Source organism: Streptomyces sp. CNZ301, from assembly GCF_004217425.1.
The window spans coordinates 286,402-301,973 of record NZ_SHLG01000002.1 but is presented as its reverse complement, the minus strand read 5'-3'; the positions used below and the strand labels follow the sequence as shown (position 1 = coordinate 301,973).

16 protein-coding genes are annotated in these 15,572 nt (G+C 71.4%); 8 read left to right on the top strand and 8 right to left on the bottom strand.

All coding sequences use genetic code 11. The features are described 5' to 3' along the window. The first annotated feature begins 204 nt into the window (after positions 1-204). Together EV375_RS25500 and EV375_RS25495 are read left to right on the top strand one after the other, a co-directional pair. The gene (locus tag EV375_RS25500) at positions 205-1,494 is read left to right on the top strand and encodes an ATP-grasp domain-containing protein (protein ID WP_486588803.1); all 1,290 of its coding nucleotides are present in this window, start codon (positions 205-207) and stop codon (positions 1,492-1,494) included. A gap of 72 nt (positions 1,495-1,566) precedes the next feature. Beyond that, positions 1,567-3,606 carry a CocE/NonD family hydrolase gene (locus EV375_RS25495; RefSeq protein ID WP_130302295.1) on the top strand — a complete coding sequence of 680 codons (2,040 nt, stop codon included), beginning with the start codon at positions 1,567-1,569 and terminating at the stop codon, positions 3,604-3,606. A 6-nt stretch (positions 3,607-3,612) separates the two neighbouring features. On the opposite strand, the gene EV375_RS25490 is transcribed toward EV375_RS25495, so the two are convergent. After that, positions 3,613-5,136 (bottom strand): hypothetical protein, encoded by a 1,524-nt coding sequence (locus tag EV375_RS25490; RefSeq protein ID WP_130302294.1) that lies wholly within the window; start codon positions 5,134-5,136, stop codon positions 3,613-3,615. Between the two features lie 145 nt (positions 5,137-5,281). Here EV375_RS25490 and EV375_RS25485 point away from each other — a divergent pair, with 145 nt between their 5' ends. Further along, positions 5,282-6,190, top strand: a complete 909-nt coding sequence (locus EV375_RS25485) for a 2-dehydropantoate 2-reductase (RefSeq protein WP_130302293.1) — start codon at positions 5,282-5,284, stop codon at positions 6,188-6,190. A 103-nt stretch (positions 6,191-6,293) separates the two neighbouring features. Here EV375_RS25485 and EV375_RS25480 read toward each other — a convergent pair whose 3' ends face one another. Next, positions 6,294-6,695, bottom strand: a complete 402-nt coding sequence (locus EV375_RS25480) for an RNA-binding S4 domain-containing protein (protein WP_130302292.1) — start codon at positions 6,693-6,695, stop codon at positions 6,294-6,296. 208 nt (positions 6,696-6,903) lie between these two features. Further along, positions 6,904-7,260, bottom strand: coding sequence for a PRC-barrel domain-containing protein (locus EV375_RS25475; RefSeq protein ID WP_130302291.1), 357 nt, complete (start codon positions 7,258-7,260; stop codon positions 6,904-6,906). 307 nt (positions 7,261-7,567) lie between these two features. On the opposite strand from EV375_RS25475, the gene EV375_RS25470 reads away from it, so the two are divergent. The 3 genes from EV375_RS25470 to paaK all read left to right on the top strand — a co-directional run bounded on the left by EV375_RS25470 (position 7,568) and on the right by paaK (position 10,247). Then, a complete protein-coding gene (locus EV375_RS25470; protein ID WP_130302290.1) occupies positions 7,568-8,326 on the top strand; it encodes a haloacid dehalogenase type II in 759 nt (252 codons plus the stop codon). A gap of 152 nt (positions 8,327-8,478) precedes the next feature. Beyond that, positions 8,479-8,898 carry a hydroxyphenylacetyl-CoA thioesterase PaaI gene (gene paaI, locus EV375_RS25465; protein ID WP_130302873.1) on the top strand — a complete coding sequence of 140 codons (420 nt, stop codon included), beginning with the start codon at positions 8,479-8,481 and terminating at the stop codon, positions 8,896-8,898. Continuing rightward, positions 8,895-10,247, top strand: coding sequence for a phenylacetate--CoA ligase PaaK (gene paaK, locus EV375_RS25460; RefSeq protein ID WP_130302289.1), 1,353 nt, complete (start codon positions 8,895-8,897; stop codon positions 10,245-10,247). The genes paaI and paaK overlap by 4 nt, the downstream gene beginning before the upstream one ends. A gap of 12 nt (positions 10,248-10,259) precedes the next feature. Here paaK and EV375_RS25455 read toward each other — a convergent pair whose 3' ends face one another. From EV375_RS25455 to EV375_RS25435, 5 genes are all read right to left on the bottom strand, one after another. Continuing rightward, on the bottom strand, positions 10,260-11,096 hold the full coding sequence (locus tag EV375_RS25455) for an SDR family oxidoreductase (RefSeq protein ID WP_130302288.1): 837 nt from the start codon (positions 11,094-11,096) through the stop codon (positions 10,260-10,262). A 223-nt stretch (positions 11,097-11,319) separates the two neighbouring features. Then, entirely contained in the window at positions 11,320-12,015 is a 696-nt protein-coding gene (locus tag EV375_RS25450; protein WP_130302287.1) for a methylated-DNA--[protein]-cysteine S-methyltransferase, read from the bottom strand. Then, entirely contained in the window at positions 12,012-12,530 is a 519-nt protein-coding gene (locus tag EV375_RS25445; RefSeq protein WP_130302286.1) for a sigma-70 family RNA polymerase sigma factor, read from the bottom strand. Before EV375_RS25445 ends, EV375_RS25450 begins: the two co-directional genes overlap by 4 nt. Before the next feature lie 65 nt (positions 12,531-12,595). Beyond that, the gene (locus EV375_RS25440; protein ID WP_130302285.1) at positions 12,596-13,147 is read right to left on the bottom strand and encodes a methylated-DNA--[protein]-cysteine S-methyltransferase; all 552 of its coding nucleotides are present in this window, start codon (positions 13,145-13,147) and stop codon (positions 12,596-12,598) included. A gap of 171 nt (positions 13,148-13,318) precedes the next feature. Then, entirely contained in the window at positions 13,319-13,924 is a 606-nt protein-coding gene (locus EV375_RS25435) for a DNA polymerase ligase N-terminal domain-containing protein (RefSeq protein WP_486588869.1), read from the bottom strand. Between the two features lie 310 nt (positions 13,925-14,234). Here EV375_RS25435 and EV375_RS25430 point away from each other — a divergent pair, with 310 nt between their 5' ends. Further along, positions 14,235-15,059, top strand: coding sequence for an LLM class F420-dependent oxidoreductase (locus EV375_RS25430; RefSeq protein WP_130302283.1), 825 nt, complete (start codon positions 14,235-14,237; stop codon positions 15,057-15,059). 13 nt (positions 15,060-15,072) lie between these two features. Next, positions 15,073-15,504 (top strand): TIGR03668 family PPOX class F420-dependent oxidoreductase, encoded by a 432-nt coding sequence (locus tag EV375_RS25425; RefSeq protein WP_130302282.1) that lies wholly within the window; start codon positions 15,073-15,075, stop codon positions 15,502-15,504. Positions 15,505-15,572 lie beyond the last annotated feature (68 nt).

Here is a 15,572-nt window from a genome sequence, read left to right as displayed (position 1 = left end):
GTCGGCGCAGCGCCGGTTCGGCCGGTCCGGGGCCGGCAGACGCACTGGTTCGCGGCCGGCGCGGGCGTGCCCGCGTCCGGGCACCGGCGCTGTGAGCAGGGCGGGGAAACGGCAGAGAGATCAGGATCACGTCTGCGGCCGATTGGATGCACGGGCCACGGGTACCTCGGCCACTCCGCACGGAAGGACGAGGAGGAGAAAGACGTGAGCCGGAAGAACATTTTCGTCCTGGGGATGGACGAGGCGAACCACGAGGTCCTGCGCCAGGTGCCGCATGCCGAGGAGTACGCGTTCCACCCCCTGCTGGAGCCCGGCGAGCTCCAGGAGGGCGAGGTGTCCGTCCCGGACCTGCTGGCGAAGGCCCGCAAGACGCTCGAGGACTTCGACGGCAGCGTGGACGCGATCGTCGGCTACTGGGACTTCCCCGTCAGCACGCTCGTGGCGCTCCTCAACCGCGAGTACGGACTCCGCGGAACCAGCCTGGAGTCCATCGTCAAGTGCGAGCACAAGTACTGGAGCCGGCTGGAGCAGCAGAAGGTCATCAGCGAGCACCCCCGCTTCGGTCTGGTCGACCTCGACGACGAGAACCCGAGCCTGCCGGAGCACATGCGCTTCCCGGTGTGGCTCAAGCCCGTCAAGTCCTACTCCTCCGAACTCGCCTTCGGTGTCAGGAACGAGGAGGAGTTCGCGAAGGCCGTGGAGGAGATCCGGAACGGCATCTCACGCATCGGGCGGCCCTTCGAGTACATCCTCGAACAGATCGAGCTGCCGCGGGAGATCGCCGAGGCCGGCGGCCAGGCCTGCCTCGCCGAGGAGTCGCTCACCGGTGTGCAGTGCGCCGTCGAAGGCTACGTCCGCGACGGCGAGATCACCGTCTACGGCGCCCTGGACTCGATCGACTACCCGGACAGCTCCAGCTTCCTGCGCCACCAGTACCCCTCGCAGATGCCCGAGCCCGTCCAGCGCAGGCTCAAGGACGTCGCGAAGCGTGTCATCGGGCAGATAGGCATGAACAACGCGACGTTCAGCATCGAGTTCTTCTACGACGCACAGACGGACGAGATCAATCTGCTGGAGATCAACCCGCGGCACTCCCAGTCCCACGCCGAGCTCTTCGAATACGTCGACGGAGTACCCAACCACGACTGCATGCTCAGCCTGGCCCTCGGCCGGGAGCCCAGCCTCCTGCCCGGGCACGGCACTTACGCCGTCGCCGCGAAGTGGTACCACCGCTGGTTCACCGACGGCGTGGTGCGGCGCGTCCCCACGCAGGAGGAGATCGCCGAGGTCGAGCGCGAGATCCCCGGCGTGAAGATCGACGTGGTGCCCGAGGAGAACGAACTGCTCTCCGACGCTCCCGAACAGGACAGCTACAGCTACGAACTCGCGCACGTCTTCGTCGGTGCCGACAGCGAGGAGGACATGATCGACAAGTACAACCGCTGCCTGGCGGCGCTGCCCTTCCGCGTCGAGGAACCGGCGGACGCCCAGTGACCGGCGGCCGGACACACGTGACTGGAAGCCGGCACCTGTGAGCCCTCCGCCGTTCAGGGAAGGAGCGTGGCCATGCGTTTCGTGAGCAACCTGCCGCACAAGACCGAGGAAGTGGAGCACCTGTGGATCCCGGTCTCCGACGGCACGCGCCTGGCCGCCCGCATCTGGCGGCCGGCCACCGCAGAGGAGGACCCGGTGCCCGCGGTCCTGGAGTACATCCCGTACCGCAAGCGTGATCTGACGGCCGTCCGCGACTCCATGCACCATCCGTACATCGCCGGTCACGGCTACGCCTGCGTACGCGTCGACGTGCGCGGCACCGGCGAGTCCGAGGGCGTCCTGGAGGACGAGTACCTGGAGCTGGAGCAGACGGACGCCGAGGACGTCCTGGAATGGATCGCCGCGCAGCCCTGGTGCGACGGGAGCACCGGCATGATGGGCATCTCCTGGGGGGCCTTCAGCGCCCTCCAGGTCGCCGCACGCCGTCCGCCGAGCCTGCGCGCCCTCGTCATCGCGTCCTTCACGGACGACCGCTACGCCGACGACATGCACTACATGGGCGGCTGCCTGCTCTCCGACAACCTGGCGGAGGCCGGCACCATGTTCGCCCACGCCACCTGCCCGCCGGACCCGGCGCTGGTCGGTGAGCGCTGGCGCGGCATGTGGCGGGAACGCCTGGAGAACACCCGTCCCTGGGCGCTGGAGTGGCTGCGCCACCAGCGCCGGGACGACTACTGGCGGCACGCTTCGGTGTCGGAGAACTACGAGGACGTGCAGTGCCCGGTGCTCGCCTCCAGCGGGTGGGCCGACGGCTACTCGAACGCGGTCACACGGCTCCTGGGCAACCTCGACGTCCCCCGCAAGGGCCTCATCGGGCCGTGGTCGCACAAGTTCCCGCACCTGGGGGAGCCCGGCCCGGCCATCGGGTACCTCCAGGAGGTCGTGCGCTGGTGGGACCACTGGCTCAAGGGCGTCGACAACGGCGTCATGGACGGCCCCATGCTCCGTACGTGGATGCAGGAGAGCGTCCCGCCCTCCACCTCCTACGAGGAGCGCCCGGGCCGCTGGGTCGGTGAGCCGAGCTGGCCCTCCCCGGAGATCAGCCCGGTGGTGTACCCGCTGAGCAGGCACCGCATCGGGGAGCCGGGGGAGAGCGTCGAGGATGAGGAGCTGACGGTCCGCTCCCCGCTGTCCGTCGGCCAGTTCGCCGGGAAGTGGGCCTCCTACAACGCGCCTCCGGACCTGCCCTACGACCAGCGTGAGGAGGACGGGGGGTCGCTCGTCTTCGACACCGAGGCCCTCACCGAACGCGTGGAGATCCTCGGATCGCCGTCCGTGGAGATCGAGTTCTCGGTCAGCGAGCCGGTGGCGATGGTGGCCGCCCGGATCTCGGACGTCGCACCGGAAGGACCCGCGACCCGCGTCACCTACGGGCTGCTCAACCTCACGCGCAGGGGCGGCGAGGGCGAGGTCATCGCCTCCGAACCCGAGTTGCTCGAACCGGGGCGGCGCTACCGGGCCATGATCGAGCTCAACGGTGTCGGGGCGGCGTTCCCGCCGGGGCACCGCATTCGCCTGTCCCTCTCCACGTCGTACTGGCCGCTGGCGTGGCCACCGCCGAAGCCGGTGACGCTGAGCGTGTACGCGGGCGGCAGCACCCTCACGCTGCCGGTGCGTCCGCCCACCGAAGAGGGCGAGATGCGCACCCGGCCCTTCGAGGAGCCGGAGGGCACTCCGCCGCTGGAGACCACCCAGACCGGCACCGTCGACTCACGCTGGGAGGTCCACCGCGACCTGGTGAACTACGAGTCGGCGCTCGAGATCGTCAAGGACGCCGGGACGCTGCACTTCGAGGACATCGATCTCGACGTCAGCCGCCGGGCGTACGAGCGGTACTCCTCCGTGGCCGACGACTTCGGTTCGGTGCGGGGCGAGTCCGCGTGGACGATGACGTTCCAGCGTGACGAGTGGAGGGTCCGCACGGAGACCCGCACGGTGCTGCGTTCGACGGAGACGGAGTTCCTGCTGGACGCCACGCTCGACGGCTACGAGGGCGACGAGCGGGTCTTCTCCCGCACCTGGAACGAACGGGTGCTCCGCGATCATCTCTAGAGCCGTCTAGCGCTGTGCCGCCCGCCCGCCGTGCGGTGTCACATAGACGCGGTAGCCGGGCAGCCGCTTCAGCTCCCGGGAGGGCCAGTCCCGGGCCCAGCTGGGCGGCGGGCGGTGGTTCCGGGTGGTCACGGCCATCGGTTCGTTCCGCAGGGCCAGCCGCCGCAGGCCCTCGCCGGTGATGTTCACGTCGTGGCCGGTGGACTGGCGTGAGGCGCACCCCGCGTAGTGGGCCATCGGCACGGCCAGCGGCCCCGTGACCGTGCACGGGGCCCGCAGGCCGAGCCGGTGCATCGTCTCCGCGGCCTCCGTCAGGCGGCCCGTCATCGTGAAGTTGCGCTCCAGCACCGAGCCCAGCACCTGGTACTGCACTCCGAAATGGCCGCCCAGCAGCAGCGCCGGAACGAGGATCAGCAGCAGCGGGCGCCGTCCGTTCGGGCCCTGTGAGAAGGCCCGCCGCACGCACTCGGCGACGGGGAGCGCGAGCAGCGCGTAGGACGGCAGCAGGAAACGGGGCGCGGCGTACCCCATGAGGAAGAGGTAGGGAACGGCGAGAACCACGGACGTCACCGTGGCCAGCACGGCCGCGTCCTTCCTGCCCGCCCGCACAGCCGCTGCGATGCCGGCGCCGGCGAGCAGCGGCAGCGCGAACCACCAGACCGCGGTCTGCGGCTCCTCCCAGGCCATGTCGCACGGGCGGCACAGCATCCGGCCCTGGAGGGCCCGCACGTGATCGCCGATCGCGATGTTCCAGCCCATGCCGCCCTGGATCTCGCTTCCCCTGTGCAGCCGGGCGAGGAGGCCGCCGTACGACGTGAACGCCTCGACGATCCAGGGCGCGGCCCCCGCCAGCGCACCTGCGGCCAGCGCCGCGAAGATCACCGGGCGCCGCCAGTCGCGAACCGCCAGGGCGGCTGCGCCGAGTGCGAGCACCAGCCAGGCGGCGTCGGGCGGACGCATCAGCGAGACCACGCCGACGGAGACTCCGAGCCCGGCGAGAACGAGGCGGTCCGCCTCGCCGCGTGCGCAGCGCAGGAAGCATCCCGCGGCCGCGAGCGAACCGAAGGCGCACCACAGGTTCGGCATGGCCTGCGGTCCGTAGTAGAGGGAGACCCACAGCCCGGCGAAGAGCGCGCCTCCCCAGGTGAGCACCGGCAGCGGCAGCAGCCGTCGCCACACCCACAGCGCGACGAGCAGCGCCGCACCGGACAGCACCGCGAGGCACACGCGCAGCACGGTCGTGGACGAGGTGAAGGAGACGATGGGCGCCACCAGATAGGAGATGCCGCGGGCGCGGGGAGCGCTGAAGTAGGCGGCGGGGTCCGGCTTGTCGACCTGGCTGACGTAGACCGACTCGTCCCATCCGAGGCCCGTGCCCGGCAGCACGAGCAGGATCTGCAGCAGGGTGTAGAGCGCCGCGACCGCCCCGAGACGCAGCAGCGGCCGGCCGGAGGGGCCCGACCCGTAATCGGGGAGCCGTCTGAGACGGTCGGTGACCGGTGTGCTCGGAGCTGCAGGCAGCACGTACATGGCCGAACCTCGTCCCGCTTGTGGAACCTGTGAAACCGGCTGAAGATCTGTGGGCGAGATCTATGCGTAACACCCGTTATGTCGGTTTCGCGGTAATGGCGGCCCCGGCCAGGTCGCTCACCGGCGGGCGCATACGATCGCCCGCATGAGCCCTTCAGTACCGTCCGCACGCATAGCGGTGATCGGCGGCGGCGCCGTCGGCGGCCTCACCGCCGCTTTCGCCCGGGAGGCCGGTCACGACGTCACTCTCTGCCTACGGAGCCCGCTCGACGAGCTCACGGTGAGCACGGAGGGTGAAGTGCTGCGCCCATCGCTGCGCTTCGTCACCGAGCCGGAGGAAGTGGCGCCTCACGACTGGGTGTTCCTGACCACCAAGGCCCAGGACACCGAGGGCGCCGCCGGCTGGCGGCGCGCCCTGTGCGGGCCGGAGACGGTCGTCGCCGTCATCCAGAACGGCATCGACCATGCAGAGCGCGTCGTGCCGCTGCTGCCGGACGGCGCCGAGGCCATGCCGACGCTCGCCTTCATGGCCGTCGAGCGCGTCGCGCCCGGCCGGATCGTGCACCACTTCTCCAGCGAACTGCACGTCCCCGACGGCCCGTCGGGCGAGCGCTTCGAGGCGCTGCTCGCAGGCAGCCGGCTCACGGTCCGCACCGTCGCGGACTTCCGCACCGCGTCATGGCGCAAGCTGTTCACCAACGTCGCCGCCAACCCGCTGACCGCGCTGCTCAAGCAGCGCATGCACATACTCGAGGACCCGGAGATGCTCCGGCAGGCGGAAGAGATCCTCCTCGAAGCGCTCGCGGTCGCGCAGGCGGAGGGCGCGCTGGTGGACGAGAAGGACGTACGCAGGGCGCTGCGAGGGAACCTCGCGGTGGGGCCCGACGGCGGGACCTCCACCTTCTACGACCGGCTCGCGGGGCGCCCCCTGGAGCACGAACACCTCACCGGCGCGGTGGTGCGCGGCGCCGACCGCCACGGGCTCGCCGTGCCGCGCAACCGGCTGCTGCTGACGATGCTGCGTGCCGCGGACCGCGAGCTGCGCGAGGCCTGAACGGGGCCCGCGCCCCGGGACGCGTCGTCACCGGCGGGCTGTCACCGGCGTCGTACCGGCCGGCCGGAGGGCAGTGCCGGGGCGGACCGGGGAGTCCGGCGGCTCAAGAGGTGCCGCCGCGCGGACCGCCGTCCATCCCGCGCAGCCGCTCCATCTCGCGGCGGTCGCGCTTCGTCGGCCGCCCCGCTCCGCGGTCCCGGCGCCCGGCCGGCGCGACCGCCTCACGCGGCGGCGGGGGCGGGCTGTGGTCGGTGTAGCACTCCACGGCCACCGGGGCGCCGACCCGCTTGCGGATGATGCGGGAGACCACCACGACCCGTTCACGCCCCGCGTTCCGCACCCGCACCCGGTCGCCCGGGCGCAGTGGATGGGCGGGCTTGACGCGTTCGCCGTTCACGCGGACATGGCCGGCGCGGCAGGCGGACGCGGCCGTCGAGCGGGTCTTGGTGAGCCGTACCGACCAGATCCACACATCGACCCGCACGGTCCCTGGGTCTTCAGCCATGGTCCCGACTCTAGTGCTGCGACCGGGAAGGTATGCCCGTCAAGGAGCGGCGGTCGGTGCGTGTGACCGCAAGGCGGCCGGAAGTCCTCGCAGCGGACCTACCAGGGCTTTCGGCCGACACCGCGTGGGGGCACCCCCGGGCCGAGGGCTGGGGGAGCGCGTGCCGGGCGTCGCGACGGGGCGAACCTTGCCGGGAGGGGCAGTGGGGTCAGCGGCGTGCGAGGCGGCGCTCGCCGGACGCGCCCGTCTCGTACTTCAGCTCGTAGTGTTCGAACACGGCGGCCTCGTCCTCCGCCGGCAGCTCGCCGTCCGTCTCGATCGAGGGGGCGGAGCGCACATCGTTCTTGTCGTAGGCGACCCGTACGTACTCCGGGCCCACCGTCGCCCCGGTCAGCGGCACGAAAACCAGCCTGCGCCGCGTGGGCATGCCCGTGGTGAGAGTGGCGAAGAAGGGCTGATCGGTGCGGGTGTCGACGTACACGGCCTCGAGCTTGCCGATCTTGCTGCCGCCGGGGTCGACCACGTCATGGTCCCGCCACTCGCGGATGTCTCCTGCCTCGAACATCTCCCGCATCCCTTCGCGCCATCGGCCGGCCGACGCGTCCGCGTACCGGTCCGTTACCAAGCGTGCCGTATGCGGCCGGGTTTGCCACGATGACTCTCCGTCCGGAAGGCGCAGGTCGCGCCGCTGCCCGCGAGGCCGTGCGGGGTGCGCGTTCGCGACGAACCCGTCACGCCGGGCGAGTTGGTCCCGTCCTGAAAGGCCCGGCTCCGCCGCAGACGCACCGGGAGGTCCGACCGGCGCGTGCCCGTCACACACGATTCACCCGTGGCGCCCCGCAGTTGGCGGGCCTGCGGGTATCTTGCGGAACATGCCCCCGGAACAACCCGAGCCCCACGAGCCGGACTCGGTACCCCCGCCGCCGTCCGGCCATCAGCTCAAGGCGATCATCTTCGACGTCAACGAGACGCTCAGCGACATGACGCCGCTGCGGGACCGCTTCGAGGAGGTCGGCGCCCCCGCGGACCTCATGCGGACGTGGTTCGCCGGGGTGCTGCGTGACGGCTTCGCGCTGACGGCCGCGGGGGCGTACGCGGACTTCGCCGACATCGGCCGGGACGGACTGCGCACGCTCCTCGCCGAGTTGGACGCCCGCGGCCCGGACGAGGCCGACGAGGCTGCCCGGCACATCCTCGAGGGCATGGGTCGGCTCCCCGTGCACCCCGATGTCCCGGCCGGTGTCCACGAGTTGCGCCGAGCGGGCTTCCGGCTGGTGACGATGACCAACGGTTCGCCCGAAATGACCGACGGCCTGCTCAAGCGCGCCGGGGTGCGCGACCAGTTCGACGCGCTGCTGAGCGTGAGCGGCCCGCGCTGCTGGAAGCCGGCGCCCGACGCGTACCGGTACGCAGTGCGCAGGGCGGGCGTGCGGCCTGGCGAGGCGCTGCTCATAGCCGTGCATCCGTGGGACGTCGACGGGGCGCAGCGCGCCGGGCTGGCCGGTGCCTGGCTGCGGCGCGGCGCCGTCCACTACCCGGAGACGATGTCGCGGCCCAAGTGGGCCGCCGAGGACCTGGAGGAGCTCGCCGCGTCGCTGGCGGAACGGGCCGGCGGCCAGGGCCAGAGTTAGACCAGCGGCAGGCCCCGCCCACCGCGTCCTTGGGCGTACGGCCGTGCAGGTCGCGGCCCTTGACAGCCGGACGGCGTTGCTGGATTACTGGACCGCGCCTCGATGGTGACCGAATGGTCGGTCGGCGGGACGAGTACGAGAGCGTGGAACGCATGACGCAAGCCATGAGCGACGGGGCGGCGCACACGATGTTCGCCGCGGACCAGGCCTCACAGGGCCTTGGCATCACGCTGATGGAGGCCGCGGACGGCGCCGCGAAGCTGCGCATGACGGTGACCGCGTCCATGGTCAACGGGCACGGCATCGCACACGGCGGCTACATCTTCCTCCTCGCCGACACGGCCTTCGCCTGTGCCTGCAACAGCCACGGACCGGTCACCGTGGCCTCCGGCGCCGACATCTCCTTCGTGAGGCCGGCCAGGGAAGGCGATACGCTCACGGCGCTCGCCGAGGAGCGCACCACATACGGCCGCAGCGGGATCTACGACGTGAGCGTCCTGCGCGACGGCGAGGTCATAGCCGAATTCCGCGGCCGCAGCCGCACCGTTGGGCGCGTGGAGGACTCCCGATGACGACGAGCGAGATCCCGGCTTCCGGCCGCACGCCGCGCGTACCCGGCGAGGCGCTGCCCGAGCGGCTGCTCGACCCCGGTGAGCGGATGGACGCGGACGAGCTGCGCGCGTACCAGCTGGCCCGTCTCCAGCGGACCTTGCACACCGCCTACGACGAAGTCGAGCTGTACAGAAGGAAGTTCGACGCCGCGGGCGTGCGCCCCGAGGACTGCCGCAGCCTGGAGGACCTCGCCCGCTTCCCGTTCACCACCAAGGCCGACCTGCGGGAGACGTACCCGTTCGGCATGTTCGCCGTGCCCATGGCGGACGTGCGCCGCATTCACGCCTCCAGCGGCACCACCGGCCGTCCCACCGTGGTGGGTTACACCGAGAACGACATCTCGATGTGGGCGGACATGGTCGCCCGGTCCATCCGCGCGGCGGGCGGCCGTCCCGGCCACAAGGTCCATGTCGCCTACGGATACGGCCTGTTCACCGGAGGGCTCGGCGCGCACTACGGAGCGGAACGCGCCGGCTGCACCGTCATCCCCGTCTCCGGTGGCATGACCGCCCGGCAGGTGCAGCTCATCCAGGACTTCGAACCCGAGATCATCATGATCACCCCGTCCTACATGCTCACGCTGCTGGACGAGTTCGAGCGCCAGGGCGTCGATCCGCGCAGCACCTCGCTCAGGACGGGCATCTTCGGTGCCGAGCCGTGGACGGAGGAGATGCGCGCCGAGATCGAGGAGCGCCTGGGCATCCACGCCGTCGACATATACGGGCTGTCCGAGGTGATCGGCCCCGGCGTCGCGCAGGAGTGCGTGGAGACCAAGGACGGACTGCACATCTGGGAGGACCAGTTCTTCCCGGAGATCGTCGACCCCGTCACCGACGTGCTCCAAGGAGCCGGCGAGGAAGGGGAGTTGGTCTTCACCTCCCTCAACAAGGAGGCCATGCCGGTCATCCGCTACCGCACCCGGGACCTGACCCGGCTGCTGCCCGGCACCGCACGCCCCGCCTTCCGCAGGATGGAGAAGGTCACCCGTCGCTGCGACGACATGATCATTCTCCGCGGCGTCAACATCTTCCCCAGCCAGGTCGAGGAGATCCTGCTGCGCACCGAGGGGCTCGCACCGCACTTCCAGCTGCGGCTGAGCACCCGCGGGCGCCTCGACCACATGACGGTGCGCGTCGAGTCCCGGCCCGGAACAGCGCCGGAACGGTGCGAGGAGGCGGCACGGTCCGTCGCCAGGGCCGTCAAGGACGGGATCGGGCTGAGCGTCGACGTCGAGACCGTCGAGCCGGAGACACTGGAGCGCTCGGTCGGCAAGATCCGCCGGGTCGTCGACGAACGCTCGCGGGGCTGAGCGGGCGAAGGCTCACTCCCGTGAGCCTTCGTCGGCGCCGAGGTTGCTGGTCGTGAACTGCGGATTGGCGATGAGGAATCCGCCGTCGACGGGATACGACTGCCCCGTGGCATAGGCGGCCGCGTCGGAGGCCAGCCACGCGACGAGGGAGGCGATCTCGCGCGGGTCGCCCGGACGTGCCACCGGCAGTGCCGCACGGTGCACGGTGTGCACGTCGGCGCCCTCCAGGCCGGTCATGCGGGTGGCGACGAGTCCCGGGGCGACGGCGTTCACGGTGACGCCGTGCTCGGCGAGTTCCAGAGCCATCGACTTCGTCAGCCCGCCCAGACCGTGCTTGGCGGTGTTGTACGCGGCCGACGACGGCAGAGGCGTGTGCTCGTGCACCGACGTGATGTTGATGATGCGGCCGCCCCTTCCCTGACCGATCATGCGGCGCGCGGCCCGCTGGCTCAGCAGGAACGGACCCTCCAGGTCCACCTGCATCACATGGCGGAAGTCCTCGAAGGCCATCTCGGTGAAGGGAGCGGCCCGATTGTCCCCGGCTGCGTTGACGAGCACGTCCAAACCGCCCAGGGCGTCCGCGAATTCGTCGATCACGGCCTCCGGCCCCGGCAGCCGCGTCAGGTCGAGGTGACGCACCTGAGCACGCCGCCCGTGGCCGCGCACCTCCTCGGCCGTGCGCTGCGCGTCCGCCTCGTCCGCGAACCAGGTGACGCCGATGTCGAAGCCGTCCCGCGCCAGCGCGAGGGCGGTGGCCCTGCCGATGCCGGACTCCGACCCGGTGACGACGGCGACCTTGGCGGCGGGCCCGCCCTGCCCGTGCGGGCCGCCGGTGCGCTCCTGAACCATGGTGATGCTGCTCCTGGGGTGTGCGGGGACGCGGGTACGACTCCGGCGCCGTGGCCAGTGGTTCAAGGGTGCCCACTGGCCGGGCGGTGAGGCATCGGCACGCCGCCCAGGGCACTTGGCAGACACGTACGGAAGCGAACCGGGGAAGGGATCCACGGAAGCGGGGAACGGGCGGTGGAACGGGCGGTGGAACGGCCTGGTGCCGCGCGGAGCAGAGGCGCCGTCAGTCCGCCGCCTCCAGACTCAGCAGCGTCGACTTGGCCTCCGGCCCGCCGGCGTAGCCACCCGCCGAACCGTCCGAACGGACCACCCGGTGACAGGGGATGACGACCGGCAGCGGATTGGTCGCGCACGCGGTGCCGACGGCGCGGACCGCCCGCGGGCTGCCCGCCGCGGCCGCCACCTGCGCATAGCTCTCGGTGCGGCCGTAGCCGATGCCTGGAAGATGCGTGATCACCTCACGCCGGAATCCCTTCGTCAGCCGCAGGTCCAGGGCGAGTTCGAAGCGGGTGCGCCGCCCGTCGAAGTACTCGTCGATCTGCCGCACGGCCTGCGCCAGGCGGCCGGGCGCCCGCAGCACACGCGGACTCACGCGCTCGGCGAGGTCCGCCAGGACGGCGTCGTGGTCCTGCACCTCGTACGCGACGCGGATCAGGCCCTGCTCCGTGGCGGCGAGCAGCAGAGAACCGACGGGGGTCTCCATGGTGCCGTAGGCGACGTCCAGGAGCCGGCCGCGCTGCGCACGGTCCACCAGACGGGAGTGGAGGCGCTCATGGGCCGCCGAGCCGGCGTCGACCGCGTCGCCGAGCAGCTGCGCGAGGCCGCCGTCTCCGGGGGCGGCGGTGCCGGACGCGACGGACGCGGTGGACGCGTCGAATGCGCCGCTCGTGCCCGGCGCGGGGTCCGCGGGAGTCGTCATCGCTTCTCGCCTCTCTCCTCCGTACGGCGTGGAAAGCTTCTGCGCAGGGACTTGATGCCGTCGGCCGCGGCCCTGCGTGCCGCGTCGGTGCTGCCGCCGGTGATCGCGGCGATCTCCCGGTAGGGGAGACCGGCCAGATAGTGGTACGCGACCGCGGCGCGCTGGCGTTGCGGCAGCGCCCTCAGCGCGTCCCACAACTCCGCCTCGCGCTCCCACTCCTGTGCCTCGTCCGCGCCCCCGGTGACGGAAGCCGTCCCGGGCTCGGGGACCTCGGCGACGGCGATGGGACGGCGTGAGACGGCCCGCGCCACGTCGATGGCCTTGCGGTGGGCGATCGTGACCAGCCACGCCTCGACGCGGGCGTCCTCCGGCAGCCGCGGATACGCCTTCAGCGCGGCCAGGAAAGTCTCCGACCAGGCGTCCTCCGCGTCCACCGGTCCGACGACGGCCCGGCACACCCGCAGCACCATGGGCCCGTACTCGGTGACGATCTGCTCGAAAGGTCTCAAGCTCACTCTCACACCCCGTAGGCGTTGCGCGGCCTCCCCGGCTCCTGCCGGGGAGGCCGGAAGGGCAGACCTCAGAAGAGCCGCGCCGTCCGCGTGACCGACGCCGCCCCCTCCAGCTCCAGCAGCAGCCGTTTGCGCTCCAGGCCGCCCGCGTAACCCGTCAGGGCGCCGTCGGCACCGACGACGCGGTGGCAGGGCACGATCACGGAGAGCGGATTGCGGCCGTTGGCGGCGCCGACGGCCTGTGCGAGCCTCCGGTCGCCCAGTTCACGGGCGAGCACACCGTACGAGCGCGTCTCGCCGTAGGGGATCTCCTTCAGCAGGCTCCACACCCGCTGCTGGAAGGGCTCGCCGCGCGGCGCGAGCGGAAGGTCGAAGCGCTGCCGCTCGCCCGCGAAGTACTCCTCGATCTGCCGCAGCGCCTCGTCGAAGCCCTCCGCGTCGCGCGGTCCCAGCCGCTCGGGGGACGGGCCGCGCAGATGGTTCTCGAAGTAGACGCCGGTCAGTGCCCCGCCGTCGGCGACGAGTGTGAGCGGACCCAGCGGCGAGCCGGCAACGGTGTGCCTGATGTTCCCGGTGCCGGCCGTGCCGCCGGTGTGCCCGGCGTGTGTCTCTGCTGTCATTGCCCCGCTCCCTTCCGTGCGTGGCCGATTCTTCCGGTCCACATGAGGAAGACGTCGCGGGAGCCCCGGACGTGAGACGGAGAGGGCAAAAATTCCTCGTGTTCGTGTTCGTGTTCATGTTCGGGCTGGTGCTCGTTTCGTGTTCGGGCTGCGGTCCGGCCGCCGGTCCGCTCAGGCCCCTTCCTCCGCCGCCACCTGCTTCAGCGTGCGCCTGGTACGCGCCGAGCGCGCCCGGAGCGGATCGGGGGTGCCGCCGTCGTGTGCGGCGCGTGCGTCGGTCTCCTTCACCAGCAGCCACGCCTCACGGCCGTCGTCCCCGCCGCCACCGCGGAAGCGTGTGAGCGCGTAACCCCCGCGCAGCTTCCTGCCCTCCAGCCAGAAGGTCGCGTGACCGTGCCGGAGGGCCTCCGCGAAGTTCTCGGAGAGCGGCCGGTAGGCGCCCTCGTCCCAGATGATGACGGTGCCCGCCCCGTACTCTCCCGCCGGGACGACGCCTTCGAAGTCCCGGTATTCCAGCGGGTGATCCTCCGTCGGCATCGCCAGGCGCTTCTCACGCGGGTCGGGCGAGGGGCCCTTCGGGACCGACCAGGACTTGAGCACTCCCTCCACCTCCAGGCGGAAGTCGAAATGCATGGTGCTCGCGTCGTGGATCTGCACGACGAAGCCGCCGCGGCCCTCCGACGGTTCGGTTTCGGCGCCGCGGGGTTCGGCCGTCGTGGCGAAGTGACGCTTCTCCCGGTAGCGCCTGAGCGCGTCCGGCCTTCCGCTCCCGCCGATCTTCCCGTCCCTCCCCGCCGCTGCGCTCCTGCCGCCCTGCGCGTTCTTCCCGGTCCCGGCGCCCTTCGTCCTGGTCCTGGCGTCCTTCGTGTTCTTCCTGGGCTTCTCGCTCACAGCGGCTCCTTCCTGCGGACAAACACCGCGCACGGGTGCCCGCCACGGCGGAAACAGGCCCCGTTCGCGTCTTCGGGAAGATCGCCGCCGCCGGAAGCGCTGTTGTGAACGGCGCGATTGCGGGTACATCCGCCGTCCGGAGGAGTCACCGGCACGCGCGCAGCACGAGCGACGCGAACGGAAGGGAACAACCACCGTGAAATTCGGCGTATCGACCTTCATCACCGATCAGGGAATCGCCCCCGCCGCCCTGGGCCGCGCCGTCGAGGAACGCGGGTTCGACTCGCTGCTCATCGCCGAACACACCCACATCCCCGTGGAGCGCCGCTCGCCCTATCCCGGGGGCGGCGACCTGCCGGAGATCTACTACCGCACCCTCGACCCCTTCGTCGCGCTGAGCGCGGCGGCGGCGGTCACGGACCGGCTGCTGCTGGGCACCGGCATCGCGCTGGTTGCGCAGCGGGACCCGATCATCACGGCGAAGGAAGTGGCGTCCCTGGACCTGGTCTCCGGAGGGCGGGCGGTCTTCGGCGTCGGCGTCGGCTGGAACCGCGAGGAGATGGAGAACCACGGGACCGACCCGTCGACCCGGGGCCGCCTCGCCGACGAGCGGCTGCGCGCGATCCGTGAGCTTTGGACGGCCGAAAAGGCCGAATTCCACGGGGAGTTCGTCGACTTCGACCCCGTATGGTCGTATCCGAAGCCCGTGCAGAAGCCGCACCCGCCCATCTACGTCGGCGGAGGCGAGGGCGCCTTCGGCCGGATCGCCGCCCTGGGGGACGCGTGGCTCGCCAACCGCGTCTCGCCCGAGGAGCTCGGGCCGCAGATCCAGCGGATGCGTGCGAAGGCCGGCCGGGAGGTCCCGGTGACGGTGTACGGCGCGGCGGACGATCCGGCGACGGTCGAGGGTTACGCCAACGCGGGCGTGGAGCGGATGCTGCTGTATCTGCCGACGCGTCCGGAAGGCGAGTCGCTCGAGGTGCTCGACCGGCTCGCGGCCCTCGCCGGACGGTTCGGCTGAGGGGCCGCGCGGCATGCCGGACATGACGGGTGACGAGGCGCGCGAACGCTTCGCCCAGGCACGGTCCGCCGTCCTGGCCACCGCTGACGCGGGCGGGCGTCCGCACCTCGTCCCCGTCACCTTCGCCATGACCGGAGACGTCGTCGTATTCGCCGTCGACCACAAGCCGAAGCGGTCCTACCGGCTGAAGCGCCTCGCCAACATCCGGTCCAATCCCGCACTTTCACTCCTCGTCGATTCCTACGACGAGGACTGGGAGCGGCTGTGGTGGGCGCGGGCCGATGGCAAGGGGCGCGTCCTGCCGCCCGCCGGGAGTTCACCGGCGTCCTCCGCGTACGCGGAGCTGCTCGCGCAGAGGTACGTGAGCCAGTACGGACCGGCGCCTCCGCAGGGGCCGGTCGTGGAGATCGCCGTCGAACGCTGGACGGGCTGGCGGGCCCGCTGAGGCGGCCTCCCGAACGGGAGTTCCGTCTGCCGGACCCGCCGTTTCCGCAGCTCGGTGAACGTGCAACC

Bases quoted from the DNA above. Each gene is read 5' to 3' on its own strand.
- EV375_RS25475 (WP_130302291.1), bottom strand. From the start codon at position 7,260: ATGTTCGAGGCAGGAGACATCCGCGAGTGGCGGGACCATGACGTGGTC.
- EV375_RS25450 (WP_130302287.1), bottom strand. From the start codon at position 12,015: ATGACGACTCCCGCGGACCCCGCGCCGGGCACGAGCGGCGCATTCGAC.
- EV375_RS25485 (WP_130302293.1), top strand. From the start codon at position 5,282: ATGAGCCCTTCAGTACCGTCCGCACGCATAGCGGTGATCGGCGGCGGC.
- EV375_RS25455 (WP_130302288.1), bottom strand. From the start codon at position 11,096: ATGGTTCAGGAGCGCACCGGCGGCCCGCACGGGCAGGGCGGGCCCGCC.
- paaI (WP_130302873.1), top strand. From the start codon at position 8,479: ATGACGCAAGCCATGAGCGACGGGGCGGCGCACACGATGTTCGCCGCG.
- paaK (WP_130302289.1), top strand. From the start codon at position 8,895: ATGACGACGAGCGAGATCCCGGCTTCCGGCCGCACGCCGCGCGTACCC.
- EV375_RS25480 (WP_130302292.1), bottom strand. From the start codon at position 6,695: ATGGCTGAAGACCCAGGGACCGTGCGGGTCGATGTGTGGATCTGGTCG.
- EV375_RS25490 (WP_130302294.1), bottom strand. From the start codon at position 5,136: ATGTACGTGCTGCCTGCAGCTCCGAGCACACCGGTCACCGACCGTCTC.
- EV375_RS25470 (WP_130302290.1), top strand. From the start codon at position 7,568: ATGCCCCCGGAACAACCCGAGCCCCACGAGCCGGACTCGGTACCCCCG.
- EV375_RS25425 (WP_130302282.1), top strand. From the start codon at position 15,073: ATGCCGGACATGACGGGTGACGAGGCGCGCGAACGCTTCGCCCAGGCA.
- EV375_RS25495 (WP_130302295.1), top strand. From the start codon at position 1,567: ATGCGTTTCGTGAGCAACCTGCCGCACAAGACCGAGGAAGTGGAGCAC.
- EV375_RS25440 (WP_130302285.1), bottom strand. From the start codon at position 13,147: ATGACAGCAGAGACACACGCCGGGCACACCGGCGGCACGGCCGGCACC.